The organism is Caldisphaera lagunensis DSM 15908 (genome assembly GCF_000317795.1).
Classification (GTDB): Archaea; Thermoproteota; Thermoprotei_A; order Sulfolobales; family Acidilobaceae; genus Caldisphaera; species Caldisphaera lagunensis.
The window spans coordinates 53723-73878 of sequence record NC_019791.1; the positions used below are offsets into that span (position 1 = coordinate 53723).

17 protein-coding genes are annotated in these 20156 nt (G+C 30.0%); 3 read left to right on the forward strand and 14 right to left on the reverse strand.

Annotated features, from left to right (window positions below):
• Window positions 1–57 precede the first annotated feature (57 nt).
• The 7 genes from CALAG_RS00295 to CALAG_RS00325 all read right to left on the reverse strand — a co-directional run bounded on the left by CALAG_RS00295 (window position 58) and on the right by CALAG_RS00325 (window position 6318).
• The gene (locus tag CALAG_RS00295; protein ID WP_015231750.1) at window positions 58–558 is read right to left on the reverse strand and encodes an HIT family protein; all 501 of its coding nucleotides are present in this window, start codon (window positions 556–558) and stop codon (window positions 58–60) included.
• 5 nt (window positions 559–563) lie between these two features.
• A complete protein-coding gene (locus CALAG_RS00300) occupies window positions 564–1310 on the reverse strand; it encodes a CoA-transferase subunit beta (RefSeq protein ID WP_015231751.1) in 747 nt (248 codons plus the stop codon).
• On the reverse strand, window positions 1310–2134 hold the full coding sequence (locus tag CALAG_RS00305; protein ID WP_015231752.1) for a CoA transferase subunit A: 825 nt from the start codon (window positions 2132–2134) through the stop codon (window positions 1310–1312). The genes CALAG_RS00300 and CALAG_RS00305 overlap by 1 nt, the downstream gene beginning before the upstream one ends.
• A 410-nt stretch (window positions 2135–2544) precedes the next feature.
• On the reverse strand, window positions 2545–3300 hold the full coding sequence (locus CALAG_RS00310; protein WP_048816628.1) for an enoyl-CoA hydratase-related protein: 756 nt from the start codon (window positions 3298–3300) through the stop codon (window positions 2545–2547).
• A gap of 951 nt (window positions 3301–4251) precedes the next feature.
• Window positions 4252–4602, reverse strand: coding sequence for a hypothetical protein (locus tag CALAG_RS00315; protein WP_015231754.1), 351 nt, complete (start codon window positions 4600–4602; stop codon window positions 4252–4254).
• Window positions 4603–4653: 51 nt separating this feature from the next.
• Window positions 4654–5616 carry a homoserine dehydrogenase gene (locus tag CALAG_RS00320; RefSeq protein WP_015231755.1) on the reverse strand — a complete coding sequence of 321 codons (963 nt, stop codon included), beginning with the start codon at window positions 5614–5616 and terminating at the stop codon, window positions 4654–4656.
• 21 nt (window positions 5617–5637) lie between these two features.
• Entirely contained in the window at window positions 5638–6318 is a 681-nt protein-coding gene (locus CALAG_RS00325) for an orotidine 5'-phosphate decarboxylase / HUMPS family protein (RefSeq protein WP_245529265.1), read from the reverse strand.
• Between the two features lie 145 nt (window positions 6319–6463).
• Between CALAG_RS00325 and CALAG_RS00330 the strand changes: the two genes are divergently transcribed.
• Together CALAG_RS00330 and CALAG_RS00335 are read left to right on the forward strand one after the other, a co-directional pair.
• Window positions 6464–10657 carry a protease pro-enzyme activation domain-containing protein gene (locus CALAG_RS00330; protein ID WP_015231757.1) on the forward strand — a complete coding sequence of 1398 codons (4194 nt, stop codon included), beginning with the start codon at window positions 6464–6466 and terminating at the stop codon, window positions 10655–10657.
• A gap of 110 nt (window positions 10658–10767) precedes the next feature.
• The gene (locus tag CALAG_RS00335) at window positions 10768–12540 is read left to right on the forward strand and encodes a peptide-N4-asparagine amidase (protein WP_015231758.1); all 1773 of its coding nucleotides are present in this window, start codon (window positions 10768–10770) and stop codon (window positions 12538–12540) included.
• Window positions 12541–12627: 87 nt separating this feature from the next.
• Here the strand turns inward: CALAG_RS00335 and CALAG_RS00340 are convergent, their stop codons facing one another.
• The 7 genes from CALAG_RS00340 to CALAG_RS00365 all read right to left on the reverse strand — a co-directional run bounded on the left by CALAG_RS00340 (window position 12628) and on the right by CALAG_RS00365 (window position 18201).
• Window positions 12628–13038, reverse strand: a complete 411-nt coding sequence (locus CALAG_RS00340) for a DsrE/DsrF/DrsH-like family protein (protein WP_015231759.1) — start codon at window positions 13036–13038, stop codon at window positions 12628–12630.
• Between the two features lie 95 nt (window positions 13039–13133).
• Window positions 13134–14381, reverse strand: coding sequence for a thermopsin family protease (locus CALAG_RS00345; RefSeq protein WP_015231760.1), 1248 nt, complete (start codon window positions 14379–14381; stop codon window positions 13134–13136).
• Window positions 14382–14576: 195 nt separating this feature from the next.
• Window positions 14577–15800 carry an imidazolonepropionase gene (hutI, locus tag CALAG_RS00350; RefSeq protein ID WP_015231761.1) on the reverse strand — a complete coding sequence of 408 codons (1224 nt, stop codon included), beginning with the start codon at window positions 15798–15800 and terminating at the stop codon, window positions 14577–14579.
• The gene (locus CALAG_RS08115) at window positions 15793–15933 is read right to left on the reverse strand and encodes an arginase family protein (protein WP_157463239.1); all 141 of its coding nucleotides are present in this window, start codon (window positions 15931–15933) and stop codon (window positions 15793–15795) included. Before CALAG_RS08115 ends, hutI begins: the two co-directional genes overlap by 8 nt.
• A gap of 180 nt (window positions 15934–16113) precedes the next feature.
• On the reverse strand, window positions 16114–16518 hold the full coding sequence (locus tag CALAG_RS00355; protein ID WP_015231762.1) for a type II toxin-antitoxin system VapC family toxin: 405 nt from the start codon (window positions 16516–16518) through the stop codon (window positions 16114–16116).
• Entirely contained in the window at window positions 16515–16820 is a 306-nt protein-coding gene (locus CALAG_RS00360; RefSeq protein ID WP_015231763.1) for an AbrB/MazE/SpoVT family DNA-binding domain-containing protein, read from the reverse strand. Before CALAG_RS00360 ends, CALAG_RS00355 begins: the two co-directional genes overlap by 4 nt.
• A 466-nt stretch (window positions 16821–17286) precedes the next feature.
• Window positions 17287–18201: an arginase family protein gene (locus tag CALAG_RS00365; protein WP_015231764.1), complete on the reverse strand. Its 915-nt coding sequence runs from the start codon at window positions 18199–18201 to the stop codon at window positions 17287–17289.
• 218 nt (window positions 18202–18419) lie between these two features.
• Between CALAG_RS00365 and hutU the strand changes: the two genes are divergently transcribed.
• The gene (hutU, locus tag CALAG_RS00370) at window positions 18420–20150 is read left to right on the forward strand and encodes a urocanate hydratase (RefSeq protein ID WP_048816630.1); all 1731 of its coding nucleotides are present in this window, start codon (window positions 18420–18422) and stop codon (window positions 20148–20150) included.
• Window positions 20151–20156: the final 6 nt, after the last annotated feature.

A 20156-nucleotide genomic window follows, 5' to 3' on the forward strand; every position in this document is an offset into this window, starting at 1 on the left:
AAATATCTATGAAGAATATAAATACTATAAATAATATAAATTTTTATTTCAAAAAATTTAAGTGTTTTGAATTTCTTTTAAAGATATTTTAAGTTTATTCATATCATCAATTAATTCATCTTCGCTAACCTGGGGTCTTCCTTTCATGGCTAAAGACTTAAAATCTTCAATCCTTGCTAGTAAAACATCTGATGAAACCTTTGGAAATCCTTGATACGCATCCATAACGGAAAAGTATTTATCATTAATATCTCCATCTCTAATAGGTACAAGTATTAAATGATAATGGGGGACTCTTAAACCTCTAGCTATTAAGGCAATTGCTTTTGGATTGAATGCCTTTATCATGGCTTTTCCAATGATATTTACTGTTTTATAGAAACTGTATATCAGATCATCAGGCATCTCATAAAAGAAGACAAAATGTTTCTTTGGTATTACTAACGTTTGTCCTTTGGACATAGGATATATATCCATAATTACCATTATCTTATCATCTGAATAAACAGTATAGGATTTTTCTTCTCCCTTAGCTATCCTACAAAAAACATCCTCCATAATTCTTACCCGTAGTTTTCTTCATATCTTAATCCATTTGGATCTGCCTTATTAATTACATTTAATTCCTCTTCATTTAATTCTTTGATTATATCAACCTTATCTGGAACAGAAATCTTCATTCCACCAGTATTTAATACTTGTTCAACATCATAACCTTGGAATACAGCTCTTAATATTGGTCCATTTTTTGTAAATTCTATCAATGCCCTATTTGTGCATAATACTGTCTTCAAATTATTATCTATTCTCATTTTACCATTACCAGTTATGAAATCAACTTTCTTCACTAATACTCTAGGATCATGTCTTGCCCAAATTACTATCTTTTTGACAATAGGATATAAATATGCAGTTGCTGCACCCCCTGGTAACTTAACCTTTGGATTATCATAACTACCTATTGATGTTAAATTTATATTGGCGTATTCATCAATTTGAGCAGTTCCAAAATACATTAAATCCATTTTACCTTTTGCAGCCAAATCAAATGCATCAATAGTTGTAACAGTAGCAATACCACTGCTTTCTGAATGAGGATCCCCAGTTGAAGGTCTAATTAATACTTGGCTTGCATCAACAAGAAATGGTTCTGCTACACTATGAAATATAAAGTCTTTTTTAAGATATAATGATGCATATACCATAGCTAATTGTGGTAATATGCTATCCAATCCATGATATACGTAATCTTTATCCTCAATAAAACTACCCATGCATTTTATCATTAGATCAGTCGGCCTTGCTGACATTAATACCACCTTTTTAATAAATTATTGTTTATCCATTCAATTGCCTTACCATCTTTAGCATAATTATAATATTCATTTATTGCTTTATAATCTGCCTCATACATTGTATACATACCTGTTGGCCATGCACCATTTTTAGAATGAATTACGGCATCAACATGAATCGAAGTTGAAGATAATTGCTCGGTATTTCTTTTCTTTAGTTCTTCTTTGTCAACAATCCTTTCAGCTGTAATAATAACCTTCTTTGCTGCCCTTATCTTTAATTCGTCTTCATATCTAGGTCCTAAAATGACTGAATTCCCATATTCATCGCTCATATGTACATGAATTATAGCAACATCAGGTTCGATTGCTTTTATGATTGCAATATCTTCATTTGTAAATGGATCTTTAATAATTTTCCAAGTACCTCTTTTTTCATGAATATTAACGAGATCTGATCCAATTATACCTCTAACTGGCATAAAGGGAACTCCTTGAGCTCCTGCTCTAAATCCTGCTATTATTGCCCCACAAGTATCTTCCAAATAATCAACTTGCTTTCTTTCTGCTGCTTTTCTAACATTTGGGGATAAACCAAAATGCTCAAATGTGGCCATTGCAGCCCTAATCATTTTTAGTTTATTTGATGCTGTTAAAACGTCTAAACCAAATCCTGGTTCTCTATCAACAAAAGATAAATCCTTTTTATCCGATTTTATTAATGCTGAAATAAAGCTCATAGGATTTCTAAAAAATGTTATACCGCTAATTGTTATTAAATCCCCGTTGTTAATTAAATCTACTGCTTCATTTAAATTCATAATCTTGCTAGTGGGCATATTAACCTACCTATTTTTATTGTATTCGCTAAAGTATTTATCTTTTTTTAATTCAAAATATTTAATGGTATATAGAAAACCACTCCGATCTTTAATATGGAGTATTTACATATCATGATGGGGATTTCTTGTTTCTTAGAAAGATGTTGATTTCTCTCAACTAAAAGATCTTATTAATGTAAAAGTTTTGTTATATTCCATATGCAAGAAAGGTTAGGGAGGATTTGCTTTCTCAGGCTTAAAGTTTTTACTCTTAAGGATACGGGCCAATTATCTCAGCCAAGGCCTAATTTGGTTATCATTTTCTCTCCCACAAAAACCTTTCCATAAGGACCATCAATACTTCTCTAAAGATTTTTTATGAAGATTCTAGATCATCTTTCTAACTATTTAATAAAAATACTATTTGCTCATATTCCCTTAAATTTTGGTTCTCTTTTCTCTCTAAATGATAACACTCCTTCTCTAAAATCTTTAGTTGTACCCACATATTCTTGTATAGACAACTCATAATCTAAAAATCTTTCAAGATCTGAATAAAGAACAAAGTTTGCCTGCTTTTTCCCACCTATATAAGATTGGAATGGTCCATTTGCTATCATTTTGGCAAACTTTTTGGCTTCTTGTAAGGGATCTTCAACTATTTTTAATAATCCCCACTTTTCCGCATCTTCAGCAGAAAATTCTCCTCCTAACACAGTTAATTCATATGCTTTTTGATCCTTCACATGCTTCAAAAGGAAATAAGCTACACCAGTATCTGGGGCTAAGCCTATTCTCTGGAATGCTGTTATAAATCTAGTTTCTTTCTTTGCATATCTAAAATCTGTAGATAGAACAATGCCAATACAAGCTCCTGCAACAACCCCATTTATAGCAGCAATATAAATTTTATTTGAAAATCTTATCTCTTTTATAATTGGGTGAAATGATAACTTTAAATCTCTCCCTATATCTTCAACTTCTTCGCTAACATCAGCCCCAGAACAAAAAGCCCTTCCTTCTCCTGTAATTATCACTGTTCTAATATTAGGATTTTCATTTACCTCTCTAAGTTTTTGTACTAATTCATATCCAGTTTGAAAATTTATTGCATTTAATTTTTCAGGTCTACTTATTGCTATTATTGCATATTTTTCATCATCGTATTTTTCAACTTTTATCATTATATCACCAGATTTCATTTATTTTTAATTATTTCTTCACAATTTATATTGTTTTTGAAAGGGAAATAAAGTTTTTTGATTAATAATATGCATAAAATTATAATCAATGTTATATTATTAGATTTAATTAAGATTTATAATTAATTAAGTAAAAATTCTAAAAATTAGCTTTTTTCTTATAAAATATACGTTGCAAATAAAAGATAAATACTATCAGGGGGGCTAATATTTATTTATCTTATTTTTCCTGGATAACTTAAGATCCGCCTTTCCATAATGAAATAAAGTATTGCCTTAATTTAAAAAATGGATATTCATCTTCTCTCATAGGAACATCGTCTATAGGGGTAAGGTGGCATGCTTTTTTATCTTAACTTTTTTGTAAAGTATTTTAAATAACATAATAAAAAATAAAAATTTATAGACATCTTTAAAAAATAGTTAAAATAGGCTTGAAGATAAAAGCAGTTAAAGCTATTAGAAGAAAAATTTTAGGTAAGATGTGTTTTTATCCTAAGCAGCTTTATTGTCAATATTATAGCAATTCCAGGTTTTATTAATTTAAGAAGGATAAGAAAAGAAAAATTGATTAAATGATGTTTATTATATTATAAAGAACCTGATTGGATAAACTTAACACTAAAAAGCATTCAATTTAGCTAGCGAATATACACTAATTGATTAATTTAATGAAGAAACAGCAAAAATGGAGATCTATCATCTAGGCTTCCTATAAAAATTATTAAACAATCCCCACTAGGATGGCATATTGCTAGAAATGAAGCTTCAAGGCATGTTAACTATAAATATGTTAATAGAGGATTCTCATTTTATTGCAACTGATAAATTAACTATGACAGAAATGCACCTTTATCCCCTTAAGCTCCATCAAGTTAAAAAGCGTATGTAAAAATTAGATAAAAATATTGAATTATATTATATATTAAAATTTTATTTATTGATGAGAGCAAATATTCCAGCTAATAGCAATAAGATAAATCCTATCCCAAATCCTCCAAAGAAGAGAGGCAAAGAGAAGAATGAAGCTAATATTAGCAAAATTCCAGCAGCTATTTTATCATTAATTGCTAAACCTATCAAGGCTAATACAGCTGTTATAATAAAGAATACTAAAGGAAACATCATGAATGAATAACCAAACATCATATAATGATTACCATAGTATCCCATCATGCCATATGGAAAATAATATGGAGTTACTAATGCAAACAATGAAATTATTATTGTTAAAATACCTACTATTATCAATCCTATAATTCCTAATATTTTATATGTTTCCAATTTTTCACCTATTAATAATATATTCAGGTGACTATTAAATTTTCACATAGATTAATAATTTTTTTCATGGAATTCATATAAATCAGTTATCATAGCTCTTGCAGTATTTAAAGCTGGTCCAGCAGGACCAGTTAATGTGATGATATTATCTTCATCTATGACAAAACTTATGCAATTATAATTACCAGAAACCTTTGCTAAAGGTGATTCATAATCTACTTCTTCTAAACCAACCTTTGTTTTATTTTTGTTATAAGATGCTATATATTTTATTTTCCTGCCTTTCTCTATAGCATTTCTAATGTCTTTCTCATCAATGCTTAATAATGATTCCCTTTTAACATCATTTATCGTTGATTTTATGCCCAATGTATTTAATATAATAACAATCTTTGCTGCAGCATCAAAACCCTCAATATCTATTTTAGGATCTGGTTCAACTAAACCTAATCTTTTAACTTCTTCCAATGCCTTTTCAAATGTGTAACCTTTTTCAATTAAACTTAAAATATAATTTGTTGTTGCATTTAATACAGCTTTTATTTCTTTTATGTTTCTACCTTTTAGTCCTTTTGCGACATCAGTAGCAGGAGTGCCTGCCATTACAGTAGCTCTATAACCAAAGAATAACCTATTTTTGTTTGCCTCATTTATCAAATTTTCATAGTTTAATGATAATCCTGTTTTATCTGCAGTAATGATATTTATTCTATTGCTTAGTAGTTTATTGTAAATTGTTAAATTTGGCTCCCCATTATAATAAGAGGGGGGAATTGTTACAAAAGCTATATCGATATCTAATTCTTTTAACACATCTTCTAATAAACTTTCTTCATGTTTATAATTTGGGTATGATTTAATTAATTCTTTTAGCCATGATTTCCAATTTGAATTATTTTTAAAAAATCCTTTTGTAGTTATTACACCAATTATTTCTACCATGTCTAGTTTAATCAATTCTTCTGCAAGTGTTCTTCCTACATTACCAAAACCAATTAAAATTGCTTTTTTCATTTTGATCCCTTAACGTGTAGTTTAGCATTTTGAGTTCAAATTTTTAATAGCTAAATTCGTTGCATAGCTTGGATCCTTTGCCTTAGTTATCCCTCCTCCGATTATAATGATATCAGCCCCAGCAGATGCTATGGAAGAAACCTCTTCAGGTTTTATTCCTCCTGCAACAGCGATGATTCCACCAAAACTCTCTTTCATTTTCTTTATAAGATCTAAGGCCTTTCCTGCAGTTAATCCTAGCTTTACTTGCACATCAATACCTATATGCAACAAGGCAACATGAACCTTAGCATCTTTTAATTTCTTTATTCCCTGCTCAATATTATCAACACCTATAAGATCTCCATAAACGGCTCCTCCCCATTTGTTTGCTTCTTCAACTGTTTCCTTTATTGTTTCCAAATTTGTTAAAGCAGAAACTGAGACAGCATCTGCTCCATTAGAAAAAGCTAAGTTTGCTTCTAATGCACCTACATCCATTATTTTCAAATCCGCAAAAACTAAATGATTGCCATTAAATGAACGCAATATTTTAACAGAATTAATTCCATATGATTTTATTAAGGGGGTACCCGCTTCTAAGATTAAGTTTTCCTTTCTCTCAACACTAGATGCAATTGATATAGCAGGATTTATATCTATAAAATCAAGAGCAATTTGCAATAATTTATTACATTTTTCTACTCTCTCTACCAAGCTCATTACCAAGTTATTCACCATTAGTCTAATATACTTTTTAACTTAAAAACGATTTCTTAGTTATATAGTTATTTTATTTTGAAATTTTTAGTAGATAAATTTATAAAGCTTTATTTAACAAATAATAGACATGGCTAGGTGATTTGTAGTGGGAAATATATTAAAATCATTTTTGAAACTATCTTCTATTGGGCTTATAATGGTCTTCATTATTTCTGCAATTAGTCCTTTAACATTTGCTTTAACGAATAATGCTAACAATAATACATACTATTACGGTTCATCTTTAAATGGAACATTTATAAGTGATTTACCATCTAATACAATGATAAGTTTTTCAATATTTTTACCTCCAAGAAATTATAATTATTTGATTTTTATTGCACAACAAGTTTCTAATAAACAAATGAAACCTTTATCGAGAAATGATGTTTTAAACATGTTTGCTCCTTCATCTCAAGAATTTAATGAAATTCTTAATACATTAAAATCTGATGGATTTATTATAACATATCAAAGCCCAGATAGATTTTCTATAATGGTAGAAGCACCTGCTTATTTAGTTGAAAAATTATTTAATATTAAACTTGGGTTATATAAGAGCTATAATGGAGAAATATATTATGCACCTGTTAATACTCCAAAGATACCATCTTTCTTATCAAATACGTTGATATTTGGTTTAAATAACTACACAAGTTTTGTTGCACCTCATATAATTGCAGGAAAAATTGTTAACAAATATTTCGTGCCAAATGCATCAAATAAATTATATGCATTATATGTTAAGAAAAACCAATTAGCAGGCGCATTTACATATTATACACCAGGAGACTTCGAAGGAGCTTATAATGTAACAAACATAATGAAATATAGTAATAAATCTTCAATTGCAATAATAGATGCTTATGGAGATCCATTAATATACCAAGATATACAAGAATTTGATTCTATGTTTAATTTACCTCCTGCAAATTTAACAGTAATACCAATAGGACCGTATCACCCCAGCTTAGGAATTTTACCTGGATGGGATATTGAGACCGCATTAGATGTTGAGGCAGCTCAATCTATGGCACCTTATGCTCATATTTATTTAGTTGTAGCATCTAATCCAATGAATGCACTATTTGAAGCAATAGATTATGTTGTTAGTGAAAACTTAGCTAACACAGTTTCAATGAGTTGGGGTTCAACAGAAAATACTATTGCTTTAACAGGCTTCTATACTTCAAATCCTCTTTATACAGAAGAACAATTAAATTTAGGCTATGCATATGCTGATTACTATTTTGCCTTAGGAAGTGCAGAAGGTATTTCATTCTTTGCATCTAGTGGTGATAACGGAGCATATGATGCAACTCCTACATTATATGGGGCAGTTTTGTTCCCATCAACTTCACCATTTGTTACAGCTGTTGGAGGAACTTCACTTTTTGTTAATGTAACCTCAGGATATTTGTCATCCTTGAATTCTACTGGTACATTTGGATATGAAAATGCATGGTCTGTCAGCCCTCTTTATGGGACAAGCGAAGTTGGCTCAACAGGGGGTTATTCTTCATTAATACCTAAACCATGGTATCAAATAGGTGTAGTCAATGGAACATTTAGGGCTGTTCCAGATGTTGCAGCTGATGCAAACCCATATACTGGATTTGTTGAAATTGTCATGGGAAGTTTAACTGTAATAGGGGGAACTAGCCTTGCATCACCTTTATGGGCAGGTATTGCAGCGGATATTGATGGATATTTAAATACGAGCCTAGGATTACTTAATCCTTTATTATATGATATATATCAAAACAAAACGCTTTATGATATGGCATTCCATCAAATAACTTTTGGATATAATGGTTATTATTCAGCAACAAGCGGTTATAATTTGGTAACAGGATTAGGCAGTCCAAATGCAGGTATATTGGCTGAAGCAATAAAAGATATTATTAGTGAACCCCATCTAGAAGTTTCTGTGACTACAATGCAGCCTGGTTCTACTTATCCATGGTATAATTATAATACATCATTTGAAGTAGTTTCATATATAACTTTCCAGAACGGAACTTCAGTAACAACAGGCAGCTTCAACGCTTATATTTATACAGTTAATGGATTATTAGAAAAGGTTCCATTAACATATAATGGACAATATTGGGTTGCAAATGTTACTATTGAGCCAGGTAACCCACCTAATACATGGACTATAGTGGTAAATGGTACGTCAAATGATTTAAGTGGGTTAGGAGCAACAGATATAGATGTTGGTGTAGGATTGGCAATAATTTCTCCATTCACTGCAATGCTTTATCCATTTGGTCCGCCCTTATTCCCAAATACTCCATATCCTATTGAAGTATATGCTACATTACCTAATGGTATGCCTGATACTAATTTAACATTAAACGCTTATTTAATAAAGAATGGTGTCACTTATTATAGCACAGAGTTAGTAAATGAAGGAGATGGAACTTATGTCGGAAATATCTTTTTACCTTATCCAGATCCACAAGGTGTTTATACATTGCTTGTTAATTCATCTTTAGGTAGCGTTTATACATATGAATATTTTGGAGAAGCGATTTATGAAAGCTTTGTTATAACTCCGGTAAATGATGGTTTACCAAGCACTTCACCAGGAGAAACTGTAACATTAGCTGCCCTTGTATTTAATCCAATTGGTTTGGGAATGTATACAAGTAATGTTTTTGCTAATATATATAATTTATCTGGCTATTTAGTTGCTCAAATCCCCTTAACTCCAACTGCTTCTGGATTACAAGTTGGATCTTACACAATACCAGCTAATTTATCTCCAGGTTTCTATAATGTTGTGTTCGTTTCAAGTGAAAATACATCAATAAGTCCATTATTTGGTTATGCAAATCAATCTTTCTTGGTTGCTCCATCAGGTCTGCAAACAACAATAAATGCTGTAAGCATTGCTTATGAAGGGCAATCTATAGATATATATGCAAATATAACATACCCTAATGGGACAGAGGTTAAATTTGGAACATTTACAGCAACTCTAATACCTGATCAATATTATTCGTCATTATTAACATACAGTTTTACTGTAGGAATACCCTTGCAGTACAATTCAACACTAAATGAATGGGTTGGAATATTATCATTACCTTCATTGAGCAACCCAGGTATATTTACAGGTTTAAGTTCACTCGAATTATCAGGACCTTGGTCTCTAACCATTTCTGGAGAATCAGCATTTGGCCACGATATAGTATCAACTCCATATAATATTTATTTGGAACCTTATACCTATGTAGGATCTATGTTATTAACGGAAAATAATTTAACATCATTGCCAATGGGAACGCAATTTGGAAACTCTATAACTGGAATTTATTCATCAGAATTAATCATAGAAAATGCTTCTGTTACTATTGAAAATAGTTTAATTAACAATTTAACAATAATTAATTCAAAGGTCAAAGTAATAAATTCAAAGGTCGAGACAATTTCATCAAAGAATTCGAAATTAGTATTGATTGATGATGATATAGGCCCAGGATCTATTGGGGTTACTTTGACTAATAGCAATGCAAACATAATCAACAGCTTGTTTGAAAACTTGCAATACGCATTTTATCAAGAAAATAGTACAGTGTATTTAAGCGGATTTAATGAATACAATGTTACAAGCTTATCTAAATTACCAAAGCCATCAATTGTAAGCACATATCCTGAAAACATTACAACTCCTATAAGCAATGTAATCGTGAACGTAACAGGTGTTAATATCGTTCCCACAGAGGTATTATTAAATGGGATCCCAGTTAACTTTTCTTATAAAAATATTAGTGGCTTATTAGAAATTATGATACCATTCAATTCTACAGAGTTACCCGATGGTACATACACAATAACAGTTGTGTTGAACAATGGATTACTTTATAATGTGAGCAGCAAGATATACAATAATTATCATCTGCTTTCACAAAATTCGCTGATTCAATATCTAAAGAATATGACTTCTTCCGAATTATCATCTCTTTCATCAACCATGACAAAAGAGTACAGTAATTTGTCATCAGAATTCTCTTCATTAAAGATTTCTTTATCAAACGTTAACTCCACATTAGAATCGCAAGTATCATCATTAAATAACAGATTAAATAATGTAGCGTCTTCATTAAATACAACAATAGCATCTCAAGTAAGCTATTTAGAAAGAACAATATCATCAATCAATTCAACAGCAACTTCAGCTAGCAAGACGGGCTCAACATCTTATGTTATTGGCACATCTGGAGTTGCAGTAGGAATTGTGGGTATACTATTAGGTGGAATAGCTTTAGCTATGAGGAGGGTGGTAAAATGAAAAAATTGACTTTGGGCGCAATGGTAATTTCTATTGTAATTTTAGTAACTTTAATGCCTCTAACTTTTGCTATATAAAACAATACATATCTTAATAATAAAACCCCTAGAATGATCACAAATCTAACTATATCCTCTAATTTATTTAATAAATTAGATGGTAATGATGGATATTATTCTTCTGAGGCATTCCAAATAATGCCACCGGCAAATGTAACACCAATAAAAGTTACCATGGCAACAAACGTAAACTTTAGCAATTCTGGTATGATTCCATATACAGTGCCTGTTTATATACCGCCTGGGAATTATGATTTAATTTTATTAAATATTTCTATAAAAGAATTAGGTGGAACACAATATGACAGAGCCCTTTATGTTTATGCTAATAGCACCCCAATTTTTTGGGGTTCAACACAAGAAATTTTGAACTCGACTGCAGAAGCAGATTTGACATTATTTGAAAACCTATTAAAAGGGCCAGTGGAGTTTCAAATAGTATTACCAAATTACATAGTACCTAAAATAGGGGTAACAGGTTATTATCTATTAAATGCGACATTATATCTATATCCAGGCAAATCATTAAGTGATTTACCAAATTATTTCATACCTTTATTCGTAAACAAATTGGGTTATTCTTACGTAACATTAAACCCACAAAACGACCTTGCTATGCAAAGCCTTAATTTACCTAATGGGACGCAAAAAGCAATGCTTTTATTATATGAAGAAGGGGGCTATAATGATGAATTTTGGTACACCAATGAACCTGCTATAAGGAATATTGAAGTTTATTATAATGATATGCTTGCTGGTGTATTAAATCCATTTCAAACATTGTATACTGGAGGAATAGATTCATCCTATTGGAGACCAGTTACGTCCATAAATACTTTATCATTCCACACGCCCTATTATATAGACTTAACTCCACTCTTAGCTATGGGAAATCAAGCATCAATAGCTGTATCTGTAAGTAATTTAAATGAAGCAGAGCAGTTAACTGGGTCACCATTCTTTGGCTGGGATATTGCTGGGGTATTAATGTTATGGGTAAATACATCCAATCCTATGATTTCAGGTCAATTAATAAATGCAAAAAGTAAATTAATGGATACTTCGCCTTTCTTTATACCTGGCTATACTGGAATCTATTATCAAGAAGCATCAAGCTATTATATCAATTATACATCAATACTAAAATTCAAGTATGGAACAGAGTATGCCTCAGATGTCCAATATGGAAAGACATCTGCTCTACAAACATTAACCAGCTTTACGCAATACGCATATTTAGATGAAATGTTTGCTGAGAGATCTTATGAATCAGGATTCTATAACTCTTCATTAAGTATATCAGGAAATTACCCGGTATCAATGTTTTTTGACTTTTTTGAAACACCAATAACTAATCCAAATGTAATTCCATATAATGTTTCATTCTTACAAAACGGTACTTTAAGCTTGAACCCATCTTATTCATTAAGTCTTATAACAGGAAATTATAATTTAAGCGAATCATTGAATTATAACCTAAAAGCAATTGGTGGATTAGGAGGAATTATGGAAGTAATAAATCAATATGGAGGAGCAGTTTTAATTGGACTAACAAATAACAATGCAATAACAACCAAATCATTAACAGCAACGTATTTAGTAAATGGTATAGGATTTGTTGAAAACTTCTTTGAAGAAGGAGTTCAAAACAGTACAACAAACCTAGCAGGCTACCTTGTTAAATATTTATTAAGCTATACTCCAATTAACTTTACTAATGTTTCTAAAACTATGAATACTTTAACTTCTACCTCTAATCTAAAAATTAGTACAGCTATGAAATATATTTCAAAAAATTTCCTATTAATTAAAAAATCAATATAGGTTTAGCTTATAATTTTTATTTCATCTTTTTTTTTTTGAATAAAAAATAATATTAAATATTAATAAAAAATTAATTTAATTTTAAGTTTATATGTATAATACTACGTTTGATTTAGCTGCTTCGTTTAAAAATGTTGAGACACCTGAGATATTATCAACTAATGGGTCAAAATCTTCTTTTTTCAGTTTTAACATGTCAGCAACTAATGAGCAGGCATCTATTCTAACCTTACCTGATGACTTTGCATCTTTAAGCATTCCATACCAAGTTACTTTCTTTTCCATCATATAATTTGCTGCAGTTTGTTTATATTCTTCATAGTCTTTGCCGATTTTATCATATTTTTCAGGCATTCCTTTCTTAAAAGCTACTTGAGCAAAGCTTAGGAAAACATAGACTTCCATATTTTCTGCAACAGCTCCTGAAACGATAACTGCCAATGATAAAAGTTTTTCCAACGTGGGGGATATCATAAATATAGATACTTTCTCTGTCATTTTCTCTCCCCAATATTCTATATATTGAGAAGTTTATATAATTTTATATTTTCTCTATATGGAATCTTTGATTTTGAATATTTATAAGCTAAATTTTATAAGTATTTCTTAATTCTTTTTATAATAGAAGCGAATATCATTAAAATAACTACAAAGATAGCTAAATACAAAAGACTTTGAATTTCTGATGGAAAGCTGTAAGAACTTGAACTTTTATTAATTTGAGTTAAATTAAACATATAGGTTAAAATGGGTTTGTTGTCAACAACTAAAATCGCTTTTATAAGATAATATCCATGAGATAGTGTAATATTAGATTCATTACCTCTAAAGTTTTCTATATGGTTATTTTTAATAGTTACATTCCATAACGTTTGTGGAATGAAAATTAATATATAATTGTTAGAATTGTTTATTATTTTAATTCCTGGAATCCAAAGTGAAGTTTGATTTAACATACCTTGAGTTTGATATATAACATCATTATTATAATGCTCGTTAATTCCATCTAATTGGTTTACGCTTTCTAAAGTAACGCTACCAGCATAATAGTTTGGGCTATCTTGGAAAGCTGATGGAATAAAATACCATGAATTGTTATAAAGATAAAATAATTGCATTGTTGAATTCCATTTATAAACAAAAAGCTGCGATCCTCTAGAAAAACCGCATATAACAAATTGTAAAACAAATGGATAATATAAGCTATTAACAGTTTCAGGCGCAAAACCTCCCATATTCCCTATTAAAAATCGAGGATTCCTTGATTTAATATTTACAGTAATATTATCTAGCAATATTTTGTTTGTTTTATATGTTGAGTTTTCGAAAATGAAATAAACTAAAAATCTTGGATATGTTGAGTTGCCTATAATATAATCGTAAATCTTTATTGAAAACGGAGTTATTGATGTAAATGTTATTGGAAATTCATATGCATAATAGTTATTATAAATGGAACCTTTTCCGTTAATAAGGGAAATAGATGAATTTGAAGTTGTTACGTTCCACACATTATCAAGAAAATTTATTTTATATGTGTTATTTTCCTTGATAACTCTAGAAATTGATTGAACCCATAATGTAGTATTTAATGAAATATTAACATTTGCATTTAATTGTAAGCTATAGCCATTTATAAAATTAGGATTTGCAGAATAGAATGATCCATTATAAAAATTGAATATACCTAGCAAGCCATTTGTTGAATAGCCATACTGAAATGTGCCATTATTTGTAATAATAGTCCCATTATCGTTAATTCCAACACTCGTAGATTTTGCTATATTTAAAGTTAAAAATGAAAACATAATTATTATGAATATTATTAAATATTTTTTCATTTTTTCCCCATAATATTAACTGTATTGAATTCTTATATTTTTTCAAGAAAACAAATAATGAATTGGAAATTTAAATAAATTTTTATCTTTATTAATATTAATCGAATATAATAAATTTAACATTATAAATAAATTTATTAATAATGGAAAAAGTATTACATTACCAATATAAAAAACTTATAACATTTTAATGTATTATAATGAGCCATTTATAACATTTCCTCTATAGACTATTTTTTTAATTCTATTATATCCCCAATAATATCCTAATTGATTTATATTTTCTAAATCCCATATTAGCAAATTAGCATCATAACCTTCTCTTATTGTTCCTTTATTTTCAAGCCTTAAGCTATATGCAGAATTAATTGTGGAAAATGCAAGCGCTTCAATAGGTGTAAAATTAAGATAATAAATAGCTAAATCAATTGCAGTTTGCATCGATATCATTGGACTATTTGCACTAAAATCGCTTCCCAATGCAAATAATGCTTTTCCCTTTATTGGCTTTATTCTTGGTTTATTATCACTAAGCATGCTAATTGTGCTAGCAGGCAATAATCCAATTACTGTATTTGTTTTTGAAATTTCTTCTAAATTTTCTTCTGGACAATTTTCCAAGTGATCTATTGAATCTATTAAGAACTCGTTGATTAATTTAGAACATCCAATATATTTTAATTGATCTGCATGCAATCTCAACCTAAAGCCATATTTTATAGATTGGTTGAAAATTTTTCTAGTTTGCTGCATATTAAATACATTTTCATCGCAAAACACATCAACATACTTAGCTAAATTCAATCTTGAAACTTCAGGAATGATCTTATTTATAAAATAATCAATGTATTCTTCTTCATTGAATTCCTTAGGAATTACATGAGCTAGAAGTGTTGGAACTATATCATATTTATCTTTAAGGTTATTAATTACCTTTAGCATCTTAATTTCATTCTCAAGATCTAAACCATAACCTGATTTTATTTCTATTGTTGTTGTACCATTTGATAATGAATTCATTAAAACCTTATCGAGCCTATTCTTTAAGGATTCAAAAGATGCATCTCTTGTAGATTTAACAGTTTTATAAATACCTCCACCTTCTTTTAAAATTTGAGCATAACTAATTCCTAACAATTTTTTATATAATTCATCTTCTCTACTTCCAGCGAATAATGCATGTGTGTGCATATCTATTAATCCGCTTGTTACTAAATTTCCTTCTGCATTTATGATATTCTGACTCTCATATTTTGTTTTTATATACTCTGAATTTCCAATTTCTAAAATTTTTCCATCTTTTATTGCAATCCCATAATCATGTAAAATCTTTGTATTTCCATCATTAATTTTTCTAACAGGCTCAGTAAAATAAACTAATTCACCTATATTATAAATTATTAGATCAGCCTTAACCATTTTTGTTCCCCAAATAGCTATTTATTGAATACAAGAGTAATTTAGCTGCTAATCTGCTAGTATTATTATTAATATCATATGGTGGAGAAACTTCAGTTGTATCAATACCTAAAATTTTAGAATTCCTTGTTATTTCATTTTATTTCATTTATTATTTTAATAGATGAGTTAAAAATCCTTTAGTAAAAAGGGTAATTTCTAAACAATGTTATCAAGAAAATCAATTACAAAAATCTCAAGTATTAAATATTTATATTGAATAAATTATGTTATAAAGCAAAAATCGGCATAAGTTATTAAAACTTGTATTCTCTTATATCCACTTCCTTTCTATTTCGTTCACTTTGCTTAGCTCCTTATCCTCACTAACAATTAGAGTAATTCCGTTGCTTAGCATGACCCCTAGATGAAGGGCATCCGAAGGCTTAATGTTATATTTTACCATTAAATTTGCTGCCTTAACGTAATCTTCTTCGCCCAGTTCAAGAATAGTCAGATATGGTAAGATCTCTGATTCTATGAAATCTATAGTGAGGTCATAAGGTACGTTGTACTTTCTCTTAGAAACGTAAATAAGCTCGTCAAGGACAAGAACGTCTGTGTAGCACTTGTAATTGGTCAAGATGTCGAAATATAAGTTCTCATAAGGAACCCTATTGTTTGGCTCAGAGAGAGCGTTGAGATAAACAAGGAGGGGGGTATCTATGAAAACCTTCACTCCTCAAATTCCTCCTCAAGTGATATCCCTTCCATATCACCTGGCCTTGGTTCTTTGTGGTCAGGCACTTCGGCAAGCTTTTCTATATGCCTTCTCATTGCCTCCTTCAGAGTATTTTTATCAACAGGTTTTTTGGCGGGCTTAATCACTATTCCATCATTGATCTCAACTATAACTTCATCTCCTTCATCTATGCCTACTGCCTCGCGGACTGCTTTAGGCAATATTATATAACCCTTTCTCCCAATCCTTAGCTTAAGAGTCAAACTAGGTTCACCCTCAGTATAACTTAGTTGTACCAATTCTTATATATTTATACTAGAAAAATCATCCTAAAATGTATTATTTATTTTGTTCATTCAATCCTCTTCAATCTTGCTGAGCTCTCTATAGCTCAGAATTGAATTGATTTCTTTACTTATTATAAAAAAGATGATTCCCGATTATTCTAATTAAATCGCTATTAGGATAATAAAGAAGCTCTAAAAGATTCTTGTATAGAAAATCATGTTTTTAATCTTTTAAAAAATAACATATTAGCTTTTAATCTCTTATCTCATTAATAACTCATGTTTATATTTTCTTTGCAAATTCATCAAAATATTAAGAGATATTCCAAAATATCAATCAAAGTATATCATAGAAACAAGATTTCTATAAGAATTGGGAAATAAAGGTGGCTAGATTAAATAAGAGTGTTTAAACATATCCAGAAGTAGCTCTCTAAAATAAACTAATTCACCTATATTATAAATTATTAGATCAGCCTTAACCATTTTTGTTCCCCAAATAGCTATTTATTGAATACAAGAGTAATTTAGCTGCTAATCTGCTAGTATTATTATTAATATCATATGGTGGAGAAACTTCAGTTGTATCAATACCTAAAATTTTAGAATTCCTTGTTATTTCATTTATTATTTTAATAGTCTCATGTGGGTACATACCTAATGCTGTTGGGCTATTAACTCCTGGAGCAAATGATTGATCTAAGTGATCCATATCAATGCTTATGTAAATTCCATCAGTATTTTCTTTAACTTTATTTATTTCATAAAATACATCTTTAAGATCATCAATTATTTGATCTCTATAAAATACTTTTATTCCATATTTTTTAGCGATTTCTTTCATATAGCTGGGATTAGAATAATTTGATATTCCTATTTCAATAACATTAAATTTTTCTTTATTATCTTTTAATAATTCATTTAACCATGATCCACTTGTTAATCCTTCCTTTACCTCCCTTAAATCATAATGTGCATCAAATATAATTAATCCTATTTTATTATAAAATTTTGATAGGCTTAATAATATACTTTTTGTTATCGAATGATCACCACCTAAAAATATAACTGGATTTTTTTCCTTAATTTTTTTGAAAACATCATCGCAAACACTAATAATTCTTCTCGAAGTTTCATTTAAATCTCCTGGAGAAATCCTTACGTTACCTAAATCGTTAAATCCGAATTTAATTTCATTTAATTCATAGACATCAGTTCTTAGACTATATAATTCATTTCTAATAGATTGCGGAGCAAACCTTGCTCCAGGCTTTCCTGCTGTTGACCAATCCCATGGAATTCCTATTAAAGGAATAGACTTTTCAAAATCTTTGATTTTTTTATCTTTTTCATCTCTAATAAAGCTATTACTTGGTTCTTCGAGGTAATTCATATTTTCACCAATAATTTTATTTATATTTAGATTAAAATGTTTTTATAATATAAAGAAAATTTGATTAATTATAATATAAAAATTAAAAGAAGGAAACCAACCTTTTGGAAGAAAGTTATAATTATAAATCATTTTTATATAGTTAATGAATTTAATATTTTTGATTTAAAAAGAAATACGTTTATTTTTAGAAATGAGTAGATAAATTGGTGCTTGATATGGTTAGCAGTGAAACATTAAAGAAATATGAAAATAGACCTATTTTGAAATTGATACAGGAGGGATATTATAATCCTGAAGAGAGACTTAAGGTTAGGCATATTGAAGGATGGGAAATACATACAAAAATAGGTTGGCAAACAGAAGGAATTTTAAGAATGCTATTCCATGTGTTAGATCCTGATGTAGCAAAGGACCCTGAACATTTAATTGTTTATGGAGGAACAGGTAAAGCGGCTAGGGATTGGAATTCTTTTGAATTAATTTCAGATTCGTTAATGGAATTAAAAGAAGATGAAACCTTAGTTGTACAAAGCGGTAAGCCTGTTGCAATTTTCAAGACAAGTAAATATGCACCAAGAGTATTAATTAGCAATGCGATGCTAGTCCCAAAGTGGGCTGATTTCAATTATTTCAAGGAGTTAGAAGAAAGAGGATTAACTATGTTTGGTCAAATGACTGCAGGTTCATGGAATTATATAGGTTCACAAGGTATAATTCAAGGAACCTATGAAACAATTGCAGCAGCTGCAAAGCTTTATTTTAATGGTTCATTAGAAGGCAAAATTGTTTTAAGTTCAGGCCTTGGAGAAATGGGAGGAGCCCAACCATTAGCTATTACAATGAATGGGGGTATAGGAATAATAGTTGAAGTAGATAAAAAAATGATAGATAGGAGATTAAGATTTAAGTATTTAGATACGTGGACTGATAGCATAGATAAGGCATTAGATTTAGCGTTAACATATAAACAAAAGAAACAGCCAATTAGCATTGGATTACTAGGCAATGCAGCTGAAATATATCCAGAATTATTAAGGAGAGGCTTTATACCAGATATTGTTACCGATCAGACTCCTGCACATGATCCTCTAATTTATATACCTGAAGGATTAAGCTTAGAAGAAGCTGATAAGCTAAGACAAAACAATCCGCAAAAATACATTGAATTATCAATGAAAAGCATGAAGAAAACTGTGGAAACAATGGTAGAATTTCAGAGGAGAGGGGCAATAGCATTTGATTATGGAAACAATATAAGAAGGATGGCATATGATGCAGGTTTTAAGGATGCATTCCAAATTCCTGGATATGTGCCATTATTTATAAGACCATTATTTGAAGAGGGTAGAGGACCATTTAGATACACAAGCTTAACAGGTAATCCCAAAGACATTTATAGACTTGATGATGAATTATTAGCAATGTTTAGTGAAAATAAATTCTTAGTAAATTGGATTGAAAAGGCACATAAATACATACAATTCCAAGGTTTGCCTGCTAGAGTGATTTACTTAGGTTACGGTGAAAGAGATAAGTTTGGAAAATTAATGAATGAACTCGTTAGAATAGGAGAAATTGGACCTATGTGGATAGGAAGAGACCATCATGATACAGGAGCTGTTGCAAGTCCTTATAGAGAAACTGAAGCGATGAAAGATGGTAGTGATGCAATTGGAGATTGGCCAATATTAAATGCATTATTAAATGCATCAGCAGGGGCAACATGGGTCGCATTTCATCATGGTGGAGGAGTTGGTATAGGATATTCAATACATGCAGGTTTTGGGTTGGTTTTAGATGGGAGCCAAGAAAGTTATGAAAGGGCTGAAAGGGTATTAACTGTAGATCCAGGCATAGGAGTTGTTAGGCATGCTGATGCAGGATATGAGAGAGCAAGAGAAACGTTGTGCAAAAAAGGTATAAAGTCCCCCTCAATTAAATGCTAAGGTGTT

Coding starts and splice junctions, on each gene's coding strand:
- CALAG_RS00295 (WP_015231750.1), bottom strand. CDS start 558: ATGGAGGATGTTTTTTGTAGGATAGCTAAGGGAGAAGAAAAATCCTAT.
- CALAG_RS00300 (WP_015231751.1), bottom strand. CDS start 1,310: ATGTCAGCAAGGCCGACTGATCTAATGATAAAATGCATGGGTAGTTTT.
- CALAG_RS00305 (WP_015231752.1), bottom strand. CDS start 2,134: ATGCCCACTAGCAAGATTATGAATTTAAATGAAGCAGTAGATTTAATT.
- CALAG_RS00310 (WP_048816628.1), bottom strand. CDS start 3,300: ATGATAAAAGTTGAAAAATACGATGATGAAAAATATGCAATAATAGCA.
- CALAG_RS00320 (WP_015231755.1), bottom strand. CDS start 5,616: ATGAAAAAAGCAATTTTAATTGGTTTTGGTAATGTAGGAAGAACACTT.
- CALAG_RS00325 (WP_245529265.1), bottom strand. CDS start 6,318: ATGAGCTTGGTAGAGAGAGTAGAAAAATGTAATAAATTATTGCAAATT.
- CALAG_RS00335 (WP_015231758.1), top strand. CDS start 10,768: ATGATCACAAATCTAACTATATCCTCTAATTTATTTAATAAATTAGAT.
- CALAG_RS00340 (WP_015231759.1), bottom strand. CDS start 13,038: ATGACAGAGAAAGTATCTATATTTATGATATCCCCCACGTTGGAAAAA.
- CALAG_RS00345 (WP_015231760.1), bottom strand. CDS start 14,381: ATGAAAAAATATTTAATAATATTCATAATAATTATGTTTTCATTTTTA.
- hutI (WP_015231761.1), bottom strand. CDS start 15,800: ATGGTTAAGGCTGATCTAATAATTTATAATATAGGTGAATTAGTTTAT.
- CALAG_RS00365 (WP_015231764.1), bottom strand. CDS start 18,201: ATGAATTACCTCGAAGAACCAAGTAATAGCTTTATTAGAGATGAAAAA.
- hutU (WP_048816630.1), top strand. CDS start 18,420: ATGGTTAGCAGTGAAACATTAAAGAAATATGAAAATAGACCTATTTTG.